Source organism: Calditerricola yamamurae, assembly GCF_054654135.1.
In genome coordinates, this window is record NZ_BAAIFH010000003.1 from 249847 (window position 1) to 274583 (window position 24737).

17 protein-coding genes and 2 pseudogenes are annotated in these 24737 nt (G+C 61.4%); 2 read left to right on the plus strand and 17 right to left on the minus strand.

Annotated elements, in window-relative coordinates; all coding sequences use genetic code 11:
• Nucleotides 1–8: 8 nt before the first annotated feature.
• Nucleotides 9–3131, plus strand: a complete 3123-nt coding sequence (locus ACYQ0Z_RS01315; RefSeq protein WP_459863657.1) for a DEAD/DEAH box helicase family protein — start codon at nucleotides 9–11, stop codon at nucleotides 3129–3131.
• Nucleotides 3132–3308: 177 nt separating this feature from the next.
• On the opposite strand, the pseudogene ACYQ0Z_RS01320 reads toward ACYQ0Z_RS01315, so the two are convergent.
• The 17 genes and pseudogenes from ACYQ0Z_RS01320 to ACYQ0Z_RS01400 form a co-directional block, all read right to left on the minus strand.
• A pseudogene (locus ACYQ0Z_RS01320) lies at nucleotides 3309–4376 on the minus strand (group II intron reverse transcriptase/maturase).
• Nucleotides 4377–4680: 304 nt separating this feature from the next.
• Nucleotides 4681–6141: pseudogene (locus ACYQ0Z_RS01325) on the minus strand (aldehyde dehydrogenase family protein).
• Nucleotides 6142–6356: 215 nt separating this feature from the next.
• Complete coding sequence (locus tag ACYQ0Z_RS01330) at nucleotides 6357–7424, minus strand: AI-2E family transporter (RefSeq protein WP_459863659.1); 1068 nt, start codon at nucleotides 7422–7424, stop codon at nucleotides 6357–6359.
• An 88-nt stretch (nucleotides 7425–7512) separates the two neighbouring features.
• Complete coding sequence (locus tag ACYQ0Z_RS01335; protein ID WP_459863661.1) at nucleotides 7513–7755, minus strand: hypothetical protein; 243 nt, start codon at nucleotides 7753–7755, stop codon at nucleotides 7513–7515.
• 18 nt (nucleotides 7756–7773) lie between these two features.
• Nucleotides 7774–7965 carry a hypothetical protein gene (locus ACYQ0Z_RS01340; protein WP_459863663.1) on the minus strand — a complete coding sequence of 64 codons (192 nt, stop codon included), beginning with the start codon at nucleotides 7963–7965 and terminating at the stop codon, nucleotides 7774–7776.
• A gap of 163 nt (nucleotides 7966–8128) precedes the next feature.
• Complete coding sequence (gene recD2, locus ACYQ0Z_RS01345; RefSeq protein WP_459863665.1) at nucleotides 8129–10459, minus strand: SF1B family DNA helicase RecD2; 2331 nt, start codon at nucleotides 10457–10459, stop codon at nucleotides 8129–8131.
• A 150-nt stretch (nucleotides 10460–10609) separates the two neighbouring features.
• The gene (gene mnmA, locus ACYQ0Z_RS01350) at nucleotides 10610–11746 is read right to left on the minus strand and encodes a tRNA 2-thiouridine(34) synthase MnmA (protein ID WP_459863668.1); all 1137 of its coding nucleotides are present in this window, start codon (nucleotides 11744–11746) and stop codon (nucleotides 10610–10612) included.
• Between the two features lie 202 nt (nucleotides 11747–11948).
• Nucleotides 11949–12515: an NAD(P)/FAD-dependent oxidoreductase gene (locus ACYQ0Z_RS01355; RefSeq protein WP_459863670.1), complete on the minus strand. Its 567-nt coding sequence runs from the start codon at nucleotides 12513–12515 to the stop codon at nucleotides 11949–11951.
• A 145-nt stretch (nucleotides 12516–12660) separates the two neighbouring features.
• Nucleotides 12661–13809 (minus strand): cysteine desulfurase family protein, encoded by a 1149-nt coding sequence (locus tag ACYQ0Z_RS01360; protein ID WP_459863672.1) that lies wholly within the window; start codon nucleotides 13807–13809, stop codon nucleotides 12661–12663.
• Between the two features lie 17 nt (nucleotides 13810–13826).
• Nucleotides 13827–14243, minus strand: coding sequence for a cysteine metabolism transcriptional regulator CymR (cymR, locus tag ACYQ0Z_RS01365; RefSeq protein ID WP_459863713.1), 417 nt, complete (start codon nucleotides 14241–14243; stop codon nucleotides 13827–13829).
• A gap of 98 nt (nucleotides 14244–14341) precedes the next feature.
• A complete protein-coding gene (locus tag ACYQ0Z_RS01370) occupies nucleotides 14342–15673 on the minus strand; it encodes an AAA family ATPase (RefSeq protein ID WP_459863675.1) in 1332 nt (443 codons plus the stop codon).
• A 124-nt stretch (nucleotides 15674–15797) separates the two neighbouring features.
• On the minus strand, nucleotides 15798–16031 hold the full coding sequence (locus tag ACYQ0Z_RS01375) for a hypothetical protein (RefSeq protein ID WP_459863677.1): 234 nt from the start codon (nucleotides 16029–16031) through the stop codon (nucleotides 15798–15800).
• A gap of 159 nt (nucleotides 16032–16190) precedes the next feature.
• Nucleotides 16191–17966 (minus strand): aspartate--tRNA ligase, encoded by a 1776-nt coding sequence (aspS, locus tag ACYQ0Z_RS01380; RefSeq protein WP_459863714.1) that lies wholly within the window; start codon nucleotides 17964–17966, stop codon nucleotides 16191–16193.
• A 42-nt stretch (nucleotides 17967–18008) separates the two neighbouring features.
• A complete protein-coding gene (gene hisS / locus ACYQ0Z_RS01385) occupies nucleotides 18009–19286 on the minus strand; it encodes a histidine--tRNA ligase (protein WP_459863680.1) in 1278 nt (425 codons plus the stop codon).
• Between the two features lie 532 nt (nucleotides 19287–19818).
• Nucleotides 19819–20961, minus strand: a complete 1143-nt coding sequence (locus ACYQ0Z_RS01390; protein ID WP_459863682.1) for an acyltransferase — start codon at nucleotides 20959–20961, stop codon at nucleotides 19819–19821.
• Nucleotides 20962–20996: 35 nt separating this feature from the next.
• On the minus strand, nucleotides 20997–22508 hold the full coding sequence (locus ACYQ0Z_RS01395; protein ID WP_459863684.1) for a coproporphyrinogen III oxidase: 1512 nt from the start codon (nucleotides 22506–22508) through the stop codon (nucleotides 20997–20999).
• Between the two features lie 126 nt (nucleotides 22509–22634).
• A complete protein-coding gene (locus ACYQ0Z_RS01400) occupies nucleotides 22635–22811 on the minus strand; it encodes a hypothetical protein (RefSeq protein ID WP_459863686.1) in 177 nt (58 codons plus the stop codon).
• A gap of 192 nt (nucleotides 22812–23003) precedes the next feature.
• Between ACYQ0Z_RS01400 and ACYQ0Z_RS01405 the strand changes: the two genes are divergently transcribed.
• On the plus strand, nucleotides 23004–24716 hold the full coding sequence (locus ACYQ0Z_RS01405) for an N-acetylmuramoyl-L-alanine amidase family protein (RefSeq protein ID WP_459863688.1): 1713 nt from the start codon (nucleotides 23004–23006) through the stop codon (nucleotides 24714–24716).
• Nucleotides 24717–24737 lie beyond the last annotated feature (21 nt).

The window sequence follows — 24737 nt, forward strand, 5'->3', positions numbered from 1 at the left end:
TGTGTGATATGCCACGTTTAGAAGACCACCTGGTCCTCAACCGCTACATGCACCACCTCCTGGGCGCCGAAGACTTCGAGACACTCAAAAACCTTCTGCGCTCCCTACCCGAAGGACCGGACGGCTCGGGGCAAAGCCACTTCTTCGCGCGCCTCGTCACCCAGCCAGATTTGCGCATCCCCCGCGACCGGCTGGAAACGTATGATCGCCGGGTGATGAACTACGAAACTCGCCTGCGCAAGGAACGGCGGGGCTTTCAAGGCTTTCGCTACTTTCAGTACCTGGCCCTACTCTACACCGAGATTTTCCTCGATCATCTGACGGAAAACCCAGCAGCCTTTGCTGCCGAAATTAACCGCTTTCTGCACGATCTGCAAAACGAAGAACCCGACCTAGCTGACTTTCCAGACTTCAAACCCGACAACTTGCGCCGCCTGGCATTCTTCATGGCCACCGGCAGCGGCAAGACGTTGCTCATGCACGTGAACATTTGGCAAGTGCTGTACTACTTGGAACACGGCCGCCATCCGGAGGCCTTGCTTCCCGGCACTCCACACACTCGTCGATTCGACAACATCCTGCTCATCACTCCAAACGAAGGCCTTTCTGCTCAGCACTTGACCGAACTCCAGGAAAGCGGCTTCGAGGCCGCTCTGTTCATCGAGGCCCGGCACAGACACGATAGTCTTTTCGGCCCTCAGGTGAAAGTCATCGAAATTCACAAACTAACCGAAGAACCCTCCCGTGACGGCGTGAGCGTTGTGCTAGAGGAGATCGGACAGAACAATCTGGTTATCGTGGACGAAGGCCATAAGGGAACAGGGAGCGAAGCACAGGCCTGGAAACGCCGTCAAAAGTATCTCAGCGAAGGCGGCTTTTTGCTGGAGTATAGCGCTACGTTTGCCCAGGCCATCGCTGCTTCCGGAAAGAAAGTTCAAAAACTACTGCTTCAAGAATACGGGCAGGCCATTCTCTTTGACTATTCCTATGCCCACTTCCACGGCGACGGCTACGGCAAAGACTTTACCGTGCTAAACCTGCAGGACTCCCGCCCCGAGCAGGCCCACGAACTATTGGTAGGCGGGCTTCTGGCCTTCTACCACCAACTCTACCTCTATATGCAAAACAAAGTCGCCTACCGGCCCTACAACATCGAAAAGCCGCTATGGGTGCTTTTAGGTAGCAGCGTCAATGCTCTTTATACCCAAGCCAACAAGCGCCGAAGCGACGTGGCCGAGGTGGTGGCCTTCCTGAAGCGCTTCGTGGAAGAGCGGGAGTGGGCCGTTTCGGTCATGGAACGCATCCTGGCAGGTCAAAGCGGCTTCCAGAACGCTGAAAGCGGAAAGGATCTGTTCGAACCCCACATCGCGCATTTGCGCGGCTTGAATGCCACGGAGGTATACGAGCGGATCCTGGCCGAAGTTTTCCACGGCAGTGGCGGCTTGGAAGTGTGGGAAATCAAACAGGCAGACGGCGAACTAGGCCTGCGCCTTTCCACTGCCGACGAAAAAGCGCCATACTTCGGTGTCATCAACATCGGCGATGTCCCTGCCTTTAAAAAATACCTAATCGAGCACCTGGGCATTGAGGTTCAAGAAGACAACTTCCGCCCATCGCAATTCAACCTAGTAGACACGCCCGATTCACCAATCTACATGCTCATTGGTGCCAAGAAATTCATCGAAGGATGGTCTTCGTGGCGGGTGTCGTCCATGGGTTTGCTCAACGTGGGGAAAAACGCCGGTTCGCAAATCATCCAGCTCTTCGGCCGCGGCGTACGCCTTAAGGGTAAAGGAATGAGTTTAAAACGCAGCGCGGCCTTACCGGGCGACGTTCCTCCCGAAGGAATTCAGCACCTAGAAACGTTAACAATTTTCGGATGGAACGCCAACTACATCCATATCTTCCGCACCATCATAGAAAACGAAGGATTGGGCAAGGAAGTCATCTTACGTACCCAAAAAATCGATCCGTGGCCGGTACAGAAGTTACCTGTACCCCAGAAAAAGGCCGGCTTCGATGCGTCTCATCTGACCTGGGTGTTGGATAGCAGCGGCCGAGAGGTCGAACTGGACTTGACTCCACGCCTATCCGCCCTTACCACAACGACAACGAAAGAGCAATCCCGCATCGTTCAGACAAGAGGATACGTACCCGATGTAGTAAACGTGGATTTTGGACAGCCCCAATTCGCTTCGGTGCTAGATTACGAAGCCCTCTACCTGGAAGCACTGGAACACAAAAAAATGCGCGGCTACGCCAATCTGTACATCACGCCAAAGGCTGTGAATCAGGTCGTGCAACAACGATGCCGCGCAATGTTGCTGCAAAACGATTGCACTCCCGAGCGCTTACAACTGGTCGCCACTCAAGCCCTCAAAACGTACATGGATCGTTTCGTGCGCATGAAGGAGCGAGAAGCCGAGAGCCAGAACGTGGAACCGGCTTACCTAACCGCCGAGGATCCGCGGGTTCTGTATGAATACCGAATTCGGGTCACAGGAAAGGATCTGCTCAAGCAGATTGAAAACCTGCTCCAGACAAAACTTCCCACGCAAGATGAAGGCGAACCGCTGCCCCGCTTGTATTTTGATCGTAGTCTATTCAATCCCCTTCTCATCGAAGGTGAACAGCAGTGGAAGCAGGATGTTTCTGTCCATCCTCCTGCACTAAACCGTGATGAGCAGCGGTTTATCAAAGACTTACGCGCTTTCTGGGAACAGCATTGTCACACGGCTACGTTTCGGGGTTGTGAATTGTATGTGTTGCGCAACCTGGCCCGCAATGGCATCGGTCTCTTCCACCGCAGCGGTTTCTACCCGGATTTCATCCTCTGGCTGTACAACCCGCTAACCGGCACAACCCGCGTGATCTTCGTGGATCCTCACGGTCTCCATCATGACGGACTTTCCGGAAGCGAAGACAAATTTGAAGCTCTGAAGGCCCTGAAGAATCTCAGCCGCCAACACGAATTTCAAAGTAAGCGAATTCACTTGGAAGGCTATCTGCTTACCACTACGCCTGCCTCTCAAATCAAGGATGCCAATGGTCGTTCGGAAGCCCAATTGGAACAGGAGTATCCATTAATTTTCCAACGGGGAGAATACATCGCCAAGATCTTGAAACCATGAAGCGTCGATAGAGAACATATCCATCTAATAATAGTCACCCCCCTTATTTCCTCTCTGAACGCCTTAACAGATAAATAGCACACATAAAAAAATGATTACGTCATTAAATCGAGTAGGAGGGGGCGGCTAACCCCCGTCCTCTCACACCACCGTACGTACCGTTCGGTATACGGCGGTTCACAAGGATTGACGAAGCTGAGCGTACAAGTCGGCTAAACTGAAGAGGCCCCGTTCTCGCCAGTAAGCGAGGCCGGTGGCCTTATTCATTTGTGGAGAAAAAGCCCGGCGCCAGTATCCCTTTCGGGAACCACTCAGCATTTTCGCCCATCCAGGCGGCAACCCAAGAGCTATCAGGTTTCGGCGGATCGTCTTCGGTCTTTTCCATTGCTTTAGGAGGCACATCCGCAACCGTCTTCGGATCACTCATCCAGGGATTGGAGTGGGCTTGGGGTGTCAATCAGGCGGAAGTAGCCGATCCACCCCCGCAGGTAGGCATTCAGCCGCTCCATTCGCTCCTCCATGTTAACGCTGTGGTTCCGACGGGTGAGGTTTCGGATGTGCGCTTTAAACCGTTTGACGGTTTCCGCCGCCAGGCGGATGCGCGGCGTTTTCTCGCTGGTGAGCGAGAATCCCAGGAATTTGCGTTTCCACGGGCGATCCACCGCGCTTTTCTCCAGGTTGACCTTCAGCTTTAGCCGTCCCTCGACAAACCTCCGAATGCTGGCCATGACGCGTTCGCCTGCCCGACGGCTCTTTACATATGACCATGACACCAGGGAGGTAGGCCCGAGTCAGTTTCAGGACGCGCTTGTCCTTCACCTTGCGGGCCACCCGGGCCATCAGGATGTCGTGGCCCGCCCGGTCGAAAAACTTCTCCAGGTCCATATCCACCACATAGCGATAGCCGGCTTCCACATACCCTTGGGCACGGCGCACCGCTTGGTGCGCGCTGCGTCCCGGCCGGAAACCAAAGCTGGCATCAGAGAACCCTGGGTCAAAGATGGGCGTGAGGATTTGCAAGAGGGCCTGCTGGATCAGGCGGTCCAGCACCGTAGGGATCCCCAGCAGTTGCACACCGCCACCGGGTTTCGGGATTTCGACTCGACGGACCGGAGTCGGCCGATAGGTTCCCGCAAGCAGCTCCTCGCGGATGCGTGTCCAGTGGTTGACGAGATAGGCTCGGAGGTCTTTCACCTCCATCCTGTCAACCCCTGGTGCACCCTTGTTCTGCTCAACACGGCGCAACTTCTACGGTCCCCCGCAGGTTCACCGCTTCCTCCCGTAGGCAGCTCCCTTTCGGGATTTTCGGCTGTCGTCGCCCTTCTCGCGAACCCTGTCGCACCCACCCCTTTCCTTGTGTTCGTCGGGCCGGAAGTTTGCCACTGGCTTCCTTCAGACTCCGCTTCACGACGGATGCCCTTGCCTTAAGCTAACGGCAACTGCCGCCTTCGCCGTTCGGGACTTCCATCCTATAGACAGCGCCCATGCCGGGCGCACCACAAGAAAACCGGGCACCGCCACGGTACCCGGTTTTCGTTTACTTGCTCCGTTAAATCGGATATTCACGGTAATTCGGTTGCACCGACACCCACTTCGGAATCGTAAACTCTTCCACAATCCACGGGCTGCCGAAGCGGCCCACGCCGCTGCACTTGTTCCCGCCGAAGGGCGTGTTGGGTTCGCAGTTCACCGTCTGGTCGTTGACGTGCGTCATGCCGCTGTCGATTTCAAGCGCCAGCTTTTCGCCCTTCTCGATGTCAGACGTGAAGATTGCAGCGCTCAGGCCGTATTCGGTATCGTTCGCCATGGCGATCGCTTCGTCGTCGGTACGGGCCTTAATGATCGACGCGATCGGGGCGAACAGTTCCGTCTGCGCCAGCTTGCTGGAGTTGTCTACATCCACGAAAACGTACGGGGTGAGGACATTCCCGATCCGCTTACCCTCCAGGGCCACCTTGACGCCTTCGCGCTTGGCTTCTTCGATGACCTGCAGCGCCTTTTGCATCTGCCGTTCGTTGATGATCGGGCCAACAATCGTCTTCGGATCGGACGGATCGCCGCAGGGCAGGGTCTTGACCTTCTCTACAAACTTGGCAACAAACTCGTCGTACTTGTCCTTGTGGACGATGATGCGGTTGATGGCCATACAGATCTGGCCTTGGTGGACAAACTTACCGAACACCGCCGCCTCGACGGCCTTGTCAACGTCGGCGTCGGACAGCACCACGAAGGGGCTATTTCCACCTAGTTCCAGGGCCACGCGTTTCAGGTTCCGACCGGCGATTTCCCCGACCTTCCGGCCCACAGCGGTAGAACCGGTGAAGCTGATCAACCGCGGAATCGGGTTGGTGAGCATGTCGTCGCCGATTTCCGCGACTTCCGTCAGCAGGACATTGAGCACCCCTTTGGGCAGCCCGGCTTCTTCAAAGGCTTTGGCGATCACGGAACCCCCGCTCAGGCCGACTTGGAGATCAGGCTTGTGCACCACCGCGTTCCCCAGCGCGATTGCCGGGACAATGGTGCGCATGGAGAGGTACAGCGGGAAGTTGAAGGGCGAAATCGACGCGATCACGCCAATCGGCAGGCGATAGATGCGGTTGACCTTACCGGGCACCACAGAGGGCACTTCACGGACCTTGTTGATCTCATCCGCGTAGTTCAGTGCCTCTTGCAGTTCGGCAATCGTCATGTCGATCTCGATGTTTGCCTTCAACACGGTGCTGCCGGTTTCCCGGACCAGAAGGGAGAGGATCGCTTCGCGGTTCTCCTTGAAGTACGCGAGTACCTTGCGGAGGACCTGTTTCCGCTCCTCAGCAGTCGACTTCGCCCATTCTTTTTGCGCCCGTTGGGCAACTTCAAACGCCTCTTGAAGTTGTTTTTTCGAAGCCAGACGAACGGTCGTAATTACAGAATTATCATATGGATTCAAAATATCAGACGTACGTTCACTTTAACCTTCGACCCATTCCCCATTAATGAAACTTTTGTTCAATTCTTCAAACCGTTGCATGTTGGGTGCCTCCTTGTTTGCAAGTCTGTTACCTGGAATGGTTCCTTCTAAATCCCTGGCGATTTTCGTGTAACAGCTTTCACTTTCATTATGTGACGTTTTTTTGACAGTGTCAAGGTATTATTAACATATGATAAAAATATTAACATCATTTTCTTCACTCGTTTGATTCGTTCTGGTGTGAATGTAAGCAACCTTCCACAGCAACCGGCTCGCTACCTCCTCACCGCCGCATACATCACCGCATGCTGCACGAGCACCTTCAGCACGGCAAATACCGGCACGGCAAAGATCATCCCCACGATGCCGCCCAGCTCGCCGCCGGCCAAAAGGGCAAAGATGATCCACAGCGGGTGCAGATGCAGCGTACGGCCGACGATGAGCGGCGAGGCGATGTTGCCCTCGATAAACTGGATGACAAAGTTGACCGCCACAACCATCAGCGCCATTTTACCGGACACGGTGACGGCGACAAGGAGAGCCGGAATCATGCCGAGGATGGGGCCGAAATAGGGGATGATGTTCGTGATCCCCACCATCACCGCCAAAAAGAGGGGGTAGGGCAGGTCAATCAGGCGGTAGCCAATGTACGCCAGCACGCCAACCACAAGGCAAACGAGGAGCTGGCCGCGGATGTAGCTGCCCAGGGTGCGGTCGATGTCGCGCAATACGCGCAGCACGCGGCGACGATGGTGTCGGGGCACAACTTCCAACACCGTTTTCTTGAGGCGCCCGTAATCCCGCAGGATGTAATAGGCGATAAAGGGGGCCACAAACAGGACCATGGCCTGCTTGAAGCGATCATCCAGCCCGTTCAGCCACGACATCATCCACCGCTGGGTGCGCGTCTCCATATGGGCAATGGAGGCGGAAATGCCCTGGCGGATGCCGTCAGGGAGCTGGTACACCTGCAAGTGGAACCAGTCGAGCCACTGTTGGTACGCCGTCGCCCATTGCGGGAGCTGCCGGGCCAGTTCGCGCATCTGCACCACCACTTCGGGCGCAACGCGGAGAACCGCCACTGTGGCCACGGCAAGAAACAATGTGTACGCCAGGATAACGGCGACGGGGCGGGGCACGCGGCGGCGTGTAAACCGGCGGACGAGGGGATGGAGCAAATAGGCGATGATAAAGGCCAGCACAAAGGGTGTGGCGAGGGTGAGCAGAAAGGAAAAGACTCTCGACAACACCGGCATGACGAGGGTAAGCCCATACACGGCAAGGAGGATTCCCCCCGCCGCCACCAGCCATCTTCCGTTACGCGCCACGCGTCCACCTTCCACGGCCGCACCTCCCTTCCCTCAAAAAAAGCCCTCTGAACCCAGGTTCAAAGGGCTTTCCTTCCACTCCCAGCGCACTCCCCCGTTCCGTTCATCGCCACAGGCGGGCCAATTGGCGCCCGGCCCGGCCCATGAGGCGCGCCGACAACAAGGGTCGCATGCCCGAGGCGATGGGCACCATCCGCCACACCGGCGCCATGCGCACCGCCCACCGTCCCATGCGCACCATCCGCCTCCACGGTGCGGGCGACGCGTTTCGCCGCGCAACCATCACCGCCGCCATCATCAGCAGGCCGCCGGCCAGTGCGGTAACGAGCCAGCCTTTGCCGTTCATCGGCCTCCTCCTTCCTCGTTACGGCTGTAGGCGGAGTTCCTCGGGCGCAAACAGATCGTCCAGGGAGCTGAGCGAACCGTCCTCTTCCACCTCGTATACATGGACCTGTCCGCCGCTCACACTGTATTCGATGAGGCAGTTCCAGCAATAGAACTGGCGGCTGCCCACTTTCCCGACATCCTTTCCCTTGCAGTTCGGACATTGCCACATGGTCTGGCCTCCCGATCGTGAAAATCCAGATGAAAACGATCGGTATCAGGATTGCCAGACCATTCCCGTCCTATTCCGCGCGCTCGAAACGCAACATACGTGCTTTGCATGGTTGACCGGGAAAGGGATGCGCTCGCCCGCTCCCGCCTGCGCCAAACCCCGCTTACCCGTTAGTCTGCCCATCCGGCGCGGCTTCATCCTCTCCTTCGTCTGGTACACCGTCCACCGCATGCGCCAGCCGCTCCAACAGCGCGGTAAACCGCTCGCGGTCATCCGCGCACCGGGCCGCGTGGGCAAAGGCGGCCTGCTCGCCGCACAGGATCAGGTACGATTTGGCGCGGGTGATGCCGGTGTACAACAGGTTGCGGCGCAACATGCGCCAGTGGGCGCGCAGGAGGGGCAAAATCACGATCGGAAACTCACTGCCCTGCGCCTTGTGGATGGAACAGCAGTAGGCCAGGGTGAGCTGGTGCAGCTGGCTGCGGCGGTAGCGCACCTCGTGCGCGTCAAACCGGACAACCAGAACCGCCTCCCGCTCCCCAGTCTCCTCCGGCGACAAAATCGCCGCCACCTCGCCGATGTCGCCGTTGAATACCTGTTCCTCCGGGTTGTTGACCAGCTGGAGCACCTTGTCCCCCACGCGAAACACCGTCTCGCCCCATTCCAGCTCGCGCTTGTCCGGCGCCGGCGGATTGAACAGGGCCTGCAGCTCGCGGTTGAGCTGGTCGACGCCGGCGGGGCCGCGGTACATCGGGGCCAGCACCTGGATGTCCCGTGCCGTGTACCCCTTACCAAGGGCGGCGAGACACACCTGCTTGATCACGTCGACGCACGTCTCGCCGCTGCAGGGAAAAAAGCGGCGGTCGGGAAAGGGAGCGGCGAAGTCGTCGGGCAGCGCCCCATCCTTCACAGCATGGGCCAGGCGAATGATCGACGAGCCTTCGGCCTGCCGGTACACGTCGGTGAGGCGCACCACGGGCACGCGCTGCGAGGCGATGAGGTCGGCAAGCACGTTGCCCGGGCCCACCGACGGCAGCTGGTCGGCGTCACCGACGAAGAGGACACGCATGCCGCGGGGCACGGCGCGGAGCAGCTGGTTGGTCAGCCAGATGTCCATCATCGACGTCTCGTCGACAATGAGAAGCTTCCCTTCCAGCGGATTGTCGGCGTCGCGTTCCACCGCGTCGCCGCGCCAGCCGAGCAGGCGGTGCACCGTCATCGCCGGCAGACCGGTGGCCTCGCCCATCCGCTTGGCGGCGCGTCCGGTGGGGGCCACCAGCAGGATCGGGTAGGGCGGACTGCCCGGCGCGCGGTAGGCGGCGGGGTCGAGGGGCAGATTCCACAGCCGCGCAAAGAGGCGGCACAGGCCCCGCAGCACCGTCGTCTTGCCCGTCCCCGGCCCGCCGGTGAGGATCATCAGCGGCTCGCGCACCGCCGTCTCAATGGCCAGGCGCTGGGACGGGGCGTAGCGAAGGCCCATCTCGTCCTCCACCGCCGCCAGGGCCGTGCGCACCTCGTCATCGGAAAAGCGCTCCACCGCCGGCGTCGCCAGCAGCCGGGCCACGTGGCGGGCCACCCCCACCTCGGCCCAGTAGAGGGACGGCAGGTAACAACTCGACCCCTCCACCACCACCTGTCCTTCCTCATGCAGGGCGAGGATTTCCCGCTCCACGTCGGCGTCGGCGAAACGGTGGTCGCCGCTTTCGTCGAGGAGGCGCACCGCCCGCCCCACCAGCTCGGGAACGGGGAGAAAGACGTGCCCGCCGCCGTGGGCCGCCTCCTGCAACAGGTGGAGACAGGCCGCCCGCACGCGGCGCGGCGAATCCACCGCGACGCCCACGGCCCGGCCGATCTCGTCGGCCCGCTTGAAGCCGACACCCTCCACGTCGACGATGAGGCGATAGGGGTCTTCCCGCAGCACCCGCAGGGTGTCGTGGCGGTACACCTGGTAGATGCGCAGGGCCAGGGCCGTGCCGATACCGAATTCGTAGAGGAAAACGAGGGCCTGCTCCAGGGCCTGGTGTTCAAGGACGGCCTCGTGGATTTTGCGCGCTTTCGCCGTCGACAGGCCGGGAATCTCCTCGAGCCGTTCCGGGGTTTGGGCGATGATGGTGAGGGCCTGTTCGCCAAAACGGTCGACGATTTTCTCCGCCGTTTTCTTCCCTACGCCCGGAAACAGGCCGCTGGAGAGGTACTTGATGAGGCCGGCACGCGTCTTGGGCACGGCCTTTTCGAAGCGGCGGGCGTGGTACTGGCGGCCGAACTTGGGGTGATCGACCCACTCGCCGTAGAAGACGTATTGCTCGTCGGGATGGGGGCGTGGAAAATGCCCTACTACCACCGCCTCGTCCGGCGCGCCTTCCTCCGACGCCTCGAGCACTTTGATCCGGGCCACCGTATACAGCGTCTCGTCATTATGAAAGATCTCGTGAACGATTTCCCCCTTCAAAAAGCCGCCGCCAAACAGGGCCATCTGTTCCGCGTCCCGGCGCATGGCCGTCCCTCCGCGTCCCATTGTTTCCCTGTCCATTCTAACACATGTCGAAAACAAGGAGCCGCCCGGCAAGGGGGAATGGCCCCACCATGCCGAGCGGCTCCCACACGGGTAACGAGGAGCAGCCGGTTGAAGGGAAATGGCGCGCCATTACGGCGTCGCCGGCACCGCCGGTTCCGCCGGGTTTTCCGCCTGGGGCAGGATGCGCTTGTCGATGATCGCCCCGCCGACGACCAGGTCGCCGTCGTAGAAGGCAATAGTCTGACCCGGGGTGATCGCCCGCTGCGGTTCGTCAAAACGGACGTGGACGCGCCCGTCCTCAAGGGGCGTCACGGTGCACGGGGCGGGTTCGGCCTGAGAGCGGATCTTGGCTTCCACGCGAATCGGCTCGGTAAGCTCGGGAATGGCGATCCAGTTCACGCTGTCGGCCACGAGCTCCGTGCCGAGGACGTCCTCCGGGCCTCCGACAACGATGGCATTGCGCTCGGGGATGATGTCCACCACAAAGACCGGACGGCCCAGGTTGAGGCCCAGCCCGCGGCGCTGGCCGATGGTGTAGAAGGGGATGCCCTTGTGCTTGCCGACAATGTTCCCCTTCGTGTCGTAGATGTACCCTTCCCGGATTTCGTCCTTGGACCGCTTCAGGATGAAGGACCGGTAGTCGTTGTTGGGAATGAAGCAGATTTCCTGGCTGTCCGGCTTGCTGTACACGCGCAGGCCGAATTCCTTGGCCATCTGGCGCACCTGGTCCTTGCGGTACCGGCCGAGCGGAAACAGCGTATGCTTGAGCTGCTCCTGCGTCATATGGCTGAGCACGTAGGACTGGTCCTTGCGCGGGTCAACCCCTTTCTTCAGCACATAGCGGCCCCGCGCCTCGTCGTATTCGCGAATGGCGTAGTGACCGGTGGCCAGGTAATCGGCACCCAGATCCAGGGCCTTCTGCAGGAGCAGGTCATACTTCATGTAGATATTGCAGGCGATGCACGGGTTGGGCGTGCGTCCCCGCTTGTATTCACGCTCGAAGTAGGCAATGACCTTTTCGTTGAACTCGTGCTTGAAGTTGACGGCGTAGTGCGGAATGCCGAGCTGCTCACATACGCGGCGGGCGTCGTACACATCGTCGAGGGAACAGCAGCCCCCGGTATAGTTGGCCTGCTCCAGCGGATCATCCGGCTGGTACAGGCGCATGGTGATGCCGATCACCTCATAGCCCGCCTGTTTCATCAACGCGGCCGTGACCGAGCTGTCGACGCCGCCACTCATGGCCACAACGACTTTTTTCGTCATAAAAGGATCCCTTCCTTCAATCCCCGACCGGGGAAACCTTCCAAGCTTCGTGCAGCTGCCCGCCACGAGACAGCGAACAGCCTGTTTTTTTATTGTACCACATTCGGTGGTGCACCACCCGCCACGGAACCGAGACACCACACACAGGGACAGCGAAAAAGAGAGAGGGAGCGGTCGGCTCCCTCCTCCATGCACCGGTACGCTATGCCTTCAGCACGTCGTGGTCCACATAGCGCTCGCCGTTCAGCTCGCTGATGAGGTTGATGGCCACGCGCGCACCATCGCCGGCGGTGATGATCGTGTGCACGCTGCAGCCGGCAACGGTACCCGCCGCCCAGATCCCGGGGATGTTCGTCTTTCCGGCCGGATCCACGTCAATCACCGTCTTGATCCGCGGTTCCGTTCCGGGTTTGGTCCGGATGCCGACGGTTTCCGCCAGCTCGACGGCAATCCCCGTAGCCAAAATCACCTGCTTCGCCTCATACGCCTTCCCGTCTTCGGTCTCCAACCGGAATCCGTCGTCCTTCTTGACGATGTTCGTCACTTTCCCCGTCACCAGTTCCGCGCCAAACTTGGCCGCCTGCCGCTTCCCCCGCTCGACCAGTTCCGGACCGGTGATGGCCTCGACGCCGTAATGGTTCTCGATCCAGGCCCGCTTCGTGATGCTCTGGTCGCTGTCGATGACAACGGTTTTCTTCCCGGCTTTGGCCAGGAACAAGGCGGCGCTGGCTCCGGCCGGACCGGCGCCCACCACAGCCACGTCGTACATGATCCCCACCTCGCCCTTCCTCGGATTTCTTTTGGTTCTTAACCTTTAGTATACCTGATGTTTCGTGTGAGAAAACCCCTCTGATCGGAGCCGCATTGCGCGTTTTGATCCTCGCCTGTTCCCCGGCGTGACCCCGGCCTTCGCTTCACTTCCGCCTGCGCAGACGCTGAACGATTTCGGCCACGCGCTCTGCTGCCTCGCGCACGTTCTCTTCGGTGTTCGCCGGTCCAAAACTGAAGCGCACCGCCGAGCCCACCACCTCGGGGGGCAAGCCCATGGCCTTCAGTACGTGGGATCGCTCCAGGGAGCCCGACGTGCAGGCCGAACCGCTGGAAGCGGCAATCCCCGCCAAGTCGAGGTTCATCAGCAGCGTTTCCGTGTCCACCCCCGGGAAGCTGACGTTGAGCACGTGGGGCAGGAAAGCTTCGGGGTGGCCGTTGAGGACGTAGTCGATGCCGCGCGCCTCCCACACCGACAGCATCAACCGGCGGAAACCGAGATAGCGTTCCCGCCGCGCCGCGCGCTCGGCCATCGCGATCTCTACGGCCTTGGCAAACCCGATGATGCCGGGCACGTTTTCCGTTCCCGCCCGCCGCTTGCGCTCCTGGGCGCCGCCGAAGAGGTGCGGGAACATCACCACGTCGCGCCGCACGTACAGGGCCCCAACCCCCTTGGGACCGCCGATCTTGTGCGCCGAAATCGTCAAGAGATCAACCGGCAGGGTCGCCACGTCGATCGGCTCGACGCCAAAGGCCTGCACGGCGTCGGTGTGGAAATACACCCCGCGCTCGCGGCAGATGCGGCCGATCTCGGCCACGGGCTGGATTGTCCCCACTTCGTTGTTGCCGTACATCACGCTGACGAGCACCGTCTCCGGACGGATGGCCCGGGCAACGTCGTCGGGGTTGACCCGCCCGGTACGGTCGACGGGCAGGTAGGTCACCGAAAAGCCGAGGCGCTCCAGGTGCTGGCACGTCTCCAGGACGGCATGATGCTCGATCTCCGTCGTCACGAGGTGCGTTTTGCCTGCGCCTCGATGCGCAAAAGCGGGGCCGAAGAGGGCCAGGTTGTCGGCCTCCGTGCCGCCGCTGGTAAAGACGATGCGCGACGGTTCGGTACCCAGTGCCCGCGCCACCGTCTCCCGGGCATCCTCGATGGCAAGGCGCACTTTGCGCCCAAAGCCATGGATGCTCGACGGGTTGCCAAAGTGTTCCTGAAAATACGGCACCATCGCCGCGACCACGTCCGGGTGCACGGGCGTCGTCGCCGCGTGGTCCAGGTAAATGGTGGTCATGTCCTACGCCTCCAACGTCAGATGTAGAGCATGTAGTAGTCTTCGTCCCCTTCCTTGCCAAAGGTGAGCAGGTCGGCCAACGTCGTCGTGTCGAGCACTTCCGTCACCTTGTCGTGAATGCGCATCCACAGTTCCCGCTTGGCCGGATCGTCCTCTTCCTCGTCGATCGGGGACAGCGGGCCTTCCAGCACGCGCAAGATGTCCCCGGCGGTGATGCGCTCCGGCTCACGCGCCAGCATGTAACCGCCGTGGGCCCCGCGCACGCTCTTCACCAGACCGGCGTTGCGCAGCGGGGCAACCAGTTGTTCAAGGTAATGCTCAGATAAGTCATGTTTCTGGGCAATCATCCGAAGTGACGTCGGTCCTTCCCCATAACGTCGCGCCAGCTCCATCATGATGGTGAGCCCGTAGCGTCCTCGCGTGGAAACCTTCAACACTCCCACCCCTTCTTGTCGGTCTGCCGTACGCTCTGGAGCAGGCCGCCCATTATGTTTTCCCGTATGACCTCAAGTGTTTGCGGCGCGCTCGTCTCCTATACGCCCTCCCGCTGGCGGGCCCGCCAGTGCGCCAGCCGCTCGCCGATCTCCCGCTCGTAGCCGTTCTTCGACGGACGGTAAAACACGGCGTCCACGCCCTCGGGCAGGTAGCGCTGCGGGACGAAATGGTCCGGGTAGTCGTGGGGGTACAGATACCCCTGACCATGTCCCAGAGCCGCCGCCCCCTTGTAATTGGCGTCGCGCAGGTGCGGCGGCACCGGACGGTGGCCTTCCTCGCGCACCATGCGCAACGCCTCGTTGATGGCCACGTAGGACGCGTTGCTCTTCGGTGCCGTGGCCAAGTAGGTGACCGCCTGGGCCAGGGGGATGCGTCCCTCCGGCATGCCCACCAGTTCTAGGGCGTGGAAGGCGGCCACCGCCACCTGCAGGGCCTGGGGATCGGCGTTGCCGATGTCCTCAGCGGCGGAGATGACGAGACGTCGGGCGATGAAGCGCGGGTCCTCCCCGGCGTCGAGCATGCGCGCCAGCCAGTACAGCGCCGCGTCGGGATCGGAGCCGCGAATCGATTTGATGAATGCCGAGATGGTGTCGTAATGGTTGTCGCCCGACTTGTCGTAACGCACCGCGGGGCGCTGGATCGACTCCACGGCCACGTCGAGGGTGATGTGCACGACGCCGTCGGTCCCTGGCCGTGTGGTGAGGGCGGCCAGCTCCAGGGCGTTCAAGAGGCGCCGGGCATCCCCGTCTGCATAGCGGATCAGGTGGGCCAGGGCGTCGTCGTCCATGCGGATGTTGAGCGCGCCCAGTCCCCGTTCCGCATCGCTGAGCGCACGCTCGGCGATGAGGCGCAGCTCCTCCTCCGTAAGGGGATGAAGCGGAAAGATCTGCGACCGCGACAGCAACGCGGCATTCACTTCAAAGAAGGGGTTTTCCGTGGTCGCCCCGATGAGCACCACCGTCCCCTCTTCCACGTACGGCAAGAGGGCGTCCTGCTGCGCCTTGTTGAAGCGGTGGATCTCGTCGATAAACAGGATCGTGCGCTGGCCGTACATGCCAAGCCTTGCCTTGGCCTCGTCGACAATCTTCCGGATATCGGCGACGCCAGCCGTCACGGCGTTGAGATCGGTAAAGTGGCTTTTCGTCGTGTTGGCGATGACGCGGGCCAGCGTCGTCTTCCCCGTTCCGGGCGGGCCGTAAAAAATGAGCGACGACAGCTGGTCGGCCTCGATGGCCCGGCGCAGCAGCTTCCCTTCCCCCAGGATATGCTGCTGACCGACAAACTCCTCCAACGTACGCGGCCGCATACGTGCCGCCAGGGGGGCCAGGCGCTGCCGCTCCGCTTCCCCGGCGTAGTCGAACAGATCCATGGACGCCCGCTCCTTTGCCCGAGGTCTCACCGGTATTATACCGATGGCAATTCCGTGTGTAAAGGTCGGAAATAAAAGCGCCGGCTCAACCGGGAGCCGGCCATCGGGGGCTCTCCCCCCGTTCTTATCGTTCCCGCCTCATGCCGCGATAGAACGGTTCGATGCGCAGGATGCGGCGGAAATGGAGGACGATGGGGCGGCCTTCCCGCTGGCCCACAAACACCGCCGCATCGCCCACGAGATAGAGGAACTTTCCCCGCTCCGTAACCTGTCGCCGCTGTCCGTCCACATACGTAACCCAAACCACATCGCCGCCGCGGACAAACGTTTCAACGGCCTTCTTCTTCTCCTCCACCATCCCCGCCCGACCCTTCCAATGTCTGATATCTTACGCGTGGGGTTCGACGGCGGTCCAATGAAATCCTGCCTGCCGACAAAAGCCGCGCCCAAAATCGAAATCGCTACGGGCCCGTTCAGTGCATTGCGACAATGCCGTCTACCGAGAGGCCCCCCCGGTTCAACGGGTGGCGCGCGCCTCGTCGATAACCGCGATGCGCAGCTCGTCCAGCTGCCGCGGATCGACGGGCGACGGCGCGCCGACCATCAGATCGGCGGCGCTGGTCGTTTTGGGGAAGGCAATCGTCTCCCGCAAATTGCTTCGCCCGGCCAGGAGCATCACCACGCGGTCAAACCCGAAGGCGATACCGCCATGGGGCGGTGTGCCGTATTCGAAGGCTTCAAGCAAAAAGCCGAACTTCTCCCGCGCCTGCTCCTCGGTAAAGCCGAGCGCCCGGAACATTTTCTCCTGCACGTCGCGCCGGTGGATGCGGATGCTGCCGCCGGCGATCTCGTATCCGTTGCACACCAGGTCGTAGGCCTGGGCGCGGATGCGGGCCGGATCGGTGTCGAAGAGAGGAATGTCGTCCTCCCGCGGCATGGTGAAGGGATGGTGGTTGGCCACAAAGCGCCCTTCTTCTTCGTCATACGTGAGAAGGGGGAAATCGGTGACCCACAGGAACGCGAAGGTGTTGTCGGGAATGAGCCCCCGCTCCCGTCCCAGCTTCAGGCGCAGGTTGCCCAGCACGGCGGCCACCACGTCGGCCTGGTCGGCGCAGAAGAAGAGAAGGTCACCCACTTTCGCCTCCAGCCGCTCAGCCAGGGCCGCCAGCTCCCCTTCGGTAAAGAACTTGGCAATCGGCCCCTTCCATCCCTCCGCCGTGCGCGCCAAATAGGCCAGTCCCTTGGCCCCGTGGCGCTTGGCCTCCTCCTCGTAGGCGGCGATCTCCTTGCGGCTAAAGCCCGCACAGCCCTTGGCGTTGAGGGCCTGCACGCGACCGCCGGCCTCCACGGCGCGGCGGAACACCTGGAACTGACACGCGGCGGCGATATCCGATACGTCCTTCAGCTCCAGGCCGAAGCGGATGTCCGGCTTGTCCGTTCCGTAGCGGTCCAGCGCCTCTTGGTACGACAGGCGCGGGAAGGGCCGCGGAACGTCCACGCCGATCGTCTCCTTCCACACGTAGGCCGTCAGCTCTTCCACCAGTTCCTGGATCTGCTCAGCGCGCAGGAAGGACGTCTCAATGTCCACCTGGGTGAACTCCGGCTGCCGGTCGGCGCGCAGGTCCTCGTCGCGGAAGCAGCGCACAATCTGGAAGTAGCGCTCAAAACCGGCCACCATCAAGAGCTGCTTGAAGAGTTGCGGTGACTGGGGCAGCGCGTAAAACTGGCCCGGATGGACACGGCTCGGCACCAGGTAGTCACGGGCCCCCTCCGGCGTCGACCGCGTCAGCATCGGCGTTTCGATCTCCACAAACCCCCGGGCGTCGAGGAAGTCGCGGAAGGCCTTGGCCGCACGGTGGCGCAGCATCAGCGTCTGCTGCAACACGGGGCGGCGCAGGTCGAGGTAGCGATACTTGAGCCGCACGCTCTCATCCACTTCCACGCGGTCGTCGAGGACAAAGGGCGGCGTCTTGGCCGTGTTGACCACCTCGACGGCGTGCACCTGCACCTCCACTTCCCCGGTTGCCAGGTTGGGGTTAACCGTCTCCGGCGTCCGCGCCACCACCTGGCCGCGCACGGCGAGCACGTACTCGCTGCGCACCTCCTTCGCCGCGGCGTGGGCCTCCTTGGAGATCGACGGATCGAAGACGAGCTGCACCAGCCCGGTGCGGTCGCGCAGGTCGATGAAGATCAGGTCACCCAGGTCGCGTCGCCGGTGCACCCAGCCGTTGAGGGCCACCTCCGTTCCCACGTGCGTGGAACGCAATTCCCCACACCAATGGCTGCGCTGGATCGTCCACATGCAATCGCCTCCCTTCATGTCCCCCTCACGTGGTTATCCTTCTCGCCGGTCCAATCGCTGGCAAACAGCTTCGGCCACCCCGGCCAGTGGCACCTCATCCTGCTCACCGGTTGCCAGGTTCTTCAGCTGCACAACGCCGCGGGCAAGCTCGTCATCCCCGAGGATGACGGCAAACCGCGCGCCGTAGCGGTCAGCCACCTTAAACTGGGCCTTCAGCTTGCGGTCGAGGTAGTCGATGTCGGCAGAAAGCCCCGCTGCACGCAGGCGCTGTGCCAGCAACAGCGCCTGGTTCTTAGCCGCCTCACCCAGGGCAATGACAAAGCAATCCAGGTCGCCACCGGCGGGAAGGCGAGTCCCCTGCGCGGCGAGAACGTAGAGCAGCCGCTCAACGCCGAAGGCGAAGCCGATGCCCGGCACGTCCGGGCCGCCGAGCTCGGCCACGAGCCCGTTGTACCGCCCGCCGCCGCAAATCGTTCCCGCCAGGTGGCCCTCTCCTTCAACGATGAACTCAAAGGCTGTTTGCGTGTAGTAATCGAGGCCACGCACCAGACGCGGGTTGACCGTATGCGGGACGCCGAGCGCCTCAAGCGCCTCCCGCACGGCGGAAAAATGGGTCCGGCAGCTGTCGCACAGGTGGTCGAGCATCGTTGGGGCATCCTGGGTCAGCGCCTTGCACCGCTCCTGCTTGCAGTCGAGCACGCGCAAGGGATTGCGCAGAAGGCGCGACTGGCAGTCAGGGCACAGCTCGTCCTTCACCCCCGCCAGTTGGTCCACCAGCGCCTGGCGGTAGGCCGGTCGGCACGCCGGGCAGCCGACGCTATTCACGTCGAGGCGCAGGTTCTGCACCCCAAGGTCGGTGAAGATGCGCCAGGCCAATTCCATCACCTCGGCGTCGAGGCGCGCATCAAGACTGCCAAAAGCCTCCACCCCAATCTGGTGGAACTGGCGCTGCCGCCCGGCCTGGGGCCGTTCATAGCGGAACATGGGGCCGAGGTAGTACAGCTTGACGACGTCCGGCTCGGCGTACAGCTTGTGTTCGACGAAAGCCCGCACCACCCCGGCCGTCCCCTCCGGGCGCAGGGTGAGGCTGCGCCCTTTACGGTCCGCAAAAGTGTACATCTCCTTTTCCACGATGTCCGTCGTCTCGCCGACGCCGCGCTGGAAGAGTTCGGTGTGCTCAAAAAGCGGCGTCCGGATCTCGCGGTACCGGTACCGGGTGAACCATTCCCGGACTCTCTGTTCCACGTACTGCCAGGCTTCCGACTGCCCCGGCAGGATATCCTCCGTTCCGCGCGGCTTCTGGATGGGCATTCTCCGTTCCTCCCTGCCTCCACAAACGATGTTCCCACTGCGTGCTTCCAGAGGGGGACACCGATTTGCCGTAAAAGAAAAACATCCCTCGACACTGATCCCCTCCGATCAGGGACGAGAGATGTACGCCATCACCCGCGGTGCCACCCTGCTTGGGCGCCGCCCGCCTGCGCTTGTCCACACACGAGCGGGCGCCCCCCTCGATGCCGGTAACGCCGGCTGCGCGCCTGCGGCTACTGGCCCGCTCCCGCCGGCGTTCGCCGCAGGTCCTCAGGGGCGTTCTCCCCGGAACCGGCAGGGAGGGGCTTGCAGCCGCGGCCCCTCCTCTCTGGACAGCCGGTCCTCCGGTTCGGTCCCCGTCATGGGATTTCCGTCATTGGTTGTTTCCCCTGCCATGAGCCGTCCTCTGGGCACAAGTTCTCCCTTATTCTATATCGCCCGACCGTTTGTTGTCAAAAATGCGCCGCAACGCTCCATAGCCCTGTCAGAGCGCATCCGCGCCCCCCAGATAAGGACCACGGAGACCTACTTATCAAACCCCTTCACCCTTTCCGAAGGGAATCCCATATGAGGCACTTGTGGGGACCCCGGAACCGGTCTCCCTCGACAGCGTCTTTCGTCTTCCGCCCAACCAGTAGGAAAACGGCAGGCGATCCACAAGCCAACTGGTCAGCAACGTACCGAAAAGCGTAAGGACATACAACAGGCACAGTCCCTTGCCACCATGGAAGAGAGAAGCGCCCCCGTAACGTTCGCTCGCCTTCACGAGAGACTGCATGATAAGGGGATGCACCAAGTAATAGAGAAAGGACATTTGGGCAAAATAACGCCACGCCTTCTGCCCGCGCTCCCACATGCGCTCTGGAAGCCATACAAACAGGATCAGATAGAACAGCAAAAAGGTCACGATGCCGTAGACAAACGCACTCGGTTTGATGCTCACCGCATACGTCCCGCTCAAGAGGCCATCAACCGCAAAAAGCCAAAACGAAAGTGGCCACATCAGCACAACCGTCATGTGCCGTGCCGGCTTGCGCCACATCTCTTGCCATTTCTCTTCGTAAACCATCACCGCCATTCCGAGCACAAAATAAAACAGCCACGGCAAAAAGAGCGCTGCATAAGGAACCGGGAGTCGAGGCAATGTTAGCACGCCTAGCTGGTGCGCGTAAATGAGCCCTTGCATGGCGGCGGACAATGAAAAGGCTGCCGCCAGCACGGTGCGTGGGCACACGGCTAGAAAACGGAATAAAAAAGGAAAAAGTACATAAAGTTGAACCATTATAAGAATAAAATACAAATGCACAAACGCCGTACCGCAGAAAAGGTCTCGTGGAAATTGCTCCCGCAACACGGCTTGAATCGTTGCCCCATCAAAAAGAAGCCCCTGCGACCACAGGGTATACAGTTCGTAAAGGAAACTCCAGAAAACATACGGAATGAGCACACGCAAAAACCGCTTGCGATAAAAAACACCAAGCGAAGGAGACGGTCGCTTGCACTCGTTAGCGGCAAGCACCATCCCGGACATCACCACAAAAAGCGGTGAAGCAAACCGCGTCAATTGATTCACCCAATACGCGCCGGCACTCACCGCTGCTTGTCCCGATGTGACGTGAATCGCGATGATGCTGAATGCGGCCAACACCCGTAGAACGTTGATCTGCGTGATCACCGTGACTCACCCATCTGCCATTTTCTCGATCGCCGTTACCGACGCATCCCCATCGTCCCGTAGGCCTCGTCCAGCAGGGCCAGCTTTTTGGCCAACGTGTCATGGTAGTGTTCGATGTACGCCTTCGGTTCCTTGGGATTGGCGAAGCGGATCACCCGGTCCGTGCCCGGGGGAATGATCTTGCTTACTGCACCGCAGCCAAGGCCAATAATCGTGTGCCGCTCCTCCATGATGATGATGTTGTAGACGCTCTCTTTTCCATCTTTGGCGTAGCCCACATTTTCGAGGTTCCCGAGAATATTTTTTTGCCGGTACAGGTAGTACGGATGGTACCCGTTGGCGGCCGTCCACGTGGCGGCCAGCGCCATCATGCGGTGGATCTCCTCGCGGGAAGCCACCCGGTACGCCTCGCGGTTCTGCGTCATCGCCGAGGCGCGCTTGAAGGCCAGCGTGTGGATGGTGAGGGAATCGGGCTGCAGCTGCCCCACCATGTCCAGGGAGTGACGCAGGTGGTCGACGCCCTCGCCGGGCAAGCCGATGATCAGATCCATGTTGATGTTGTCGACCCCCATCCGGCGCGCAAGGTGAAAGGCGTCGATCGTTTCCTCCACGGTGTGATGGCGGCCGATGGCCTCCAGTGTGGCCTGGGTGAAAGATTGGGGGTTGACGCTGATGCGGTCAACGCCGTGCGTCTTCAATATGGCAAGCTTCTCCGGCGTAATCGTGTCCGGGCGGCCGGCTTCGACGGTCAGCTCGCGCACCCGGTCGATGTGCGGCATGTGGGTGCGCAAGGTCTTCAGCAGCGTGTCCAGCTGCTCGGCGGTCATGCTTGTCGGCGTGCCCCCGCCGAAGTAGATCGACGTGACGGGAAGGTCCCGATCGCGCAGCCACGCGCCCACCTGGGCGATCTCGTCCATGAGGGCGCGCAAAAAGTCGTCCACCGAACCCTGCTGGCCGCGAATGTCGTAGGCCGGGAAAGTGCAGTAGGCGCACTTTGTCGGGCAGAAGGGAATGCCAATGTACAGGCTGACTTCCCGGTCCAGCTCATACAGGTCGGGCAGCACGGTCCGCTGACGCGCAACAATGCGGGCAAGCAAGTCAACCTTCTCCGGCGCGAGGCGATACTCACGGACCAAAAGGGCGGAGATCTCCTCGGGCGCATAACCGGCCTGAACGAACTGATGGTACAGCTTCGTCGGCCGCACGCCGGTGAGCACGCCCCAGGGCTGGACGATGCCAGTGGCTTGTTCGAGGACTTCAAGGAACACGTACGCCGCCGCCTTCTTGGCCGCCTTCTGTCGCGCGCGCGCCTCGTTCCCCAAGCGCACGGGTCGCTCATGCTCCGCACGGTAGGTCCGCTCCGGCGTCGTGAGTTGGGCCACCGCGCGCACCGGGTTGCACCCCTCGCCCTCCTCGACCGTTACACGGGCGCGCCAGGAAGCCTCCTCCGGCGTGTCGCGCACGAACGACAGGCCATCAAAGAAGAGCTTGGCAATCAGCTCCAGTTCCCGCGCGTAGGGATCCGCGCAATCGACAAACAGCCGCACCGGCCCATCTCCCCTTTCAAACGCAAAAGCCCCGGAATTCCCCGGGATGCCTTCACGGAACGTCACGTAAACCGCTCATTTCACGTCACGGTTATTATAGGTTTTTTGGCGCGAAATGAAAAGCGCTCAGCGCCGCCGGATGCGCTTGCGCAACATCCGCACCTCCCACACCGAAAGTCCCCATTCCCGCGCCAGTTCAACATCGTCCAAGCGGGAGGCGCGTTCCAAAAAGTCGTGAAAATCGACGCTCATCAGGCGTCGCGCCGTGTCGTTCGCCAGCCGCTCCTGGTCATGTTGGCGCATGCGACAACCTCCTGTGAAGTACGTTCCCCGGCTCTCGCGCGTTCCATGGTTAGGGTGCCCCCATTCATTGGGTTCATACCGACCATTTTTCCCCGGACCAAGAACCCATTTTCCGATAAGGAACAGGATTTTTCGCGTCCCTGTCGAATGGTGTAGAAATGGAATGCACCATCACATGAGGAGGCGATCGCCATGAACGCCCGTTTTCACTTGCGCCGGATGGCGGTTGCCATGGCGCTCGCCCTTCTCGCGTCAACCTTTGCGGTGCCCATTCTGATCCATCCTGCACAGGCCGCGGCGGCTTCCCAGGTCACCGTCACGGCCTCCGTCCTCAACGTGCGGGCCGGGCCGGGCACCAACTACGCCATCATCAGCCAGGTAAAACGCAACACCCTGCTGACAGTGCTGAAACAGCAGGGCGGTTGGCTGCAGGTCCGCCTTTCCAACGGCCGCACCGGATGGGTGTCCGGTCAGTACGTGCGCTCCGTCAGCGCCACCCCGGCGCCCGCCCAGGGAGGCTCCGGACAACCGGCGGCACCCTCCTCTCAGACCGTCGAGGTGACCGCCTCCGTCCTCAACGTGCGCTCCGGGCCGGGCACCAACTACGCCATCACCAGCCAGGTGAAACGCGGCACCCGCCTGACGGTGCTGAAACAGCAGGGCGGCTGGCTGCAGGTGCGCCTTTCCAACGGCCGCACCGGATGGGTGTCCGGTCAGTACGTGCGCTCCGTCAGCGCCACCCCGGCGCCCGCCCAGGGAGGCTCCGGACAACCGGCGGCACCCTCCTCTCAGACCGTCGAGGTGACCGCCTCCGTCCTCAACGTGCGCTCCGGGCCGGGCACCAACTACGCCATCACCAGCCAGGTGAAACGCGGCACCCGCCTGACGGTGCTGAAACAGCAGGGCGGCTGGCTGCAGGTGCGCCTTTCCAACGGCCGCACCGGATGGGTGTCCGGTCAGTACGTGCGCCCCGTCAGCGCCACCCCGGCGCCCGGAAGCAGCACAACCCCGAGTGCCAAGACCGCTATCGTTACCGCTTCGCGTCTCAACGTCCGGAGCGGTCCCGGCACCCAGTACGCGGTGATCGGGTCCCTGCCCAACGGCACGCGGGTTACCGTCCTTGAGCAGCGCAGTGGCTGGTGGCGCGTCCAGGCCGGTAGCCTGAAAGGCTGGGTCGCAAGCCAGTACCTGCGCGCGGATACGGGGACGCCCGCCTTGCCCGCACCATCGACGTCCCCGGCGCCGATACCGCAACCCATTCACGCGCCGGGAACCAATCCGGCACCCGCACCCAACGATCCGAGCGCCGTTCTGCGCGGAAAGCGCATCATCCTCGATCCCGGTCACGGCGGCAAGGACCCGGGGGCCATCGGCCGTACGCTAGGTACAATGGAAAAAACGGTGAATCTTCAGCTGGCAAAATTGGTGAAAGCACGCCTGGAAGACCTGGGAGCCGTAGTGTTCATGACGCGAGAAGACGATAGTTATCCTACCCTGGCCGAACGGGTCGCCTACGCCCGACAAATGCAAGGAGACGTGTTCATCAGCATCCATCACAACTCGGCGCTCGATCAAACAGTGCGCGGAACCATGACGTTTTACGCCAAGGATGGGCTCTCTCGCCTACTGGCCGAGGCGGTGCATGAAGAATTGGTGCGCGCCATCGGGCTCCGCGACCTGCAGGTGCGTCGCGCCAATTATTATGTCATCGTCAACAATCCATATCCGGCCATCCTGTGCGAAATCGGCTTTTTAAGCCATCCCGATGAAGAGCGCCTCGTGCGCGATCCGGAATTTCAAGCACGCGCCGCACAGGGCATTGTGCAGGGCTTGATCCGTTACTTTGCCTTGGCACCGCATTCCCAACCGGCCCTCGCGAGCGCCGCCGTCTCGTCTACGCCATAAGCACAACCCCCCTCCGGCATT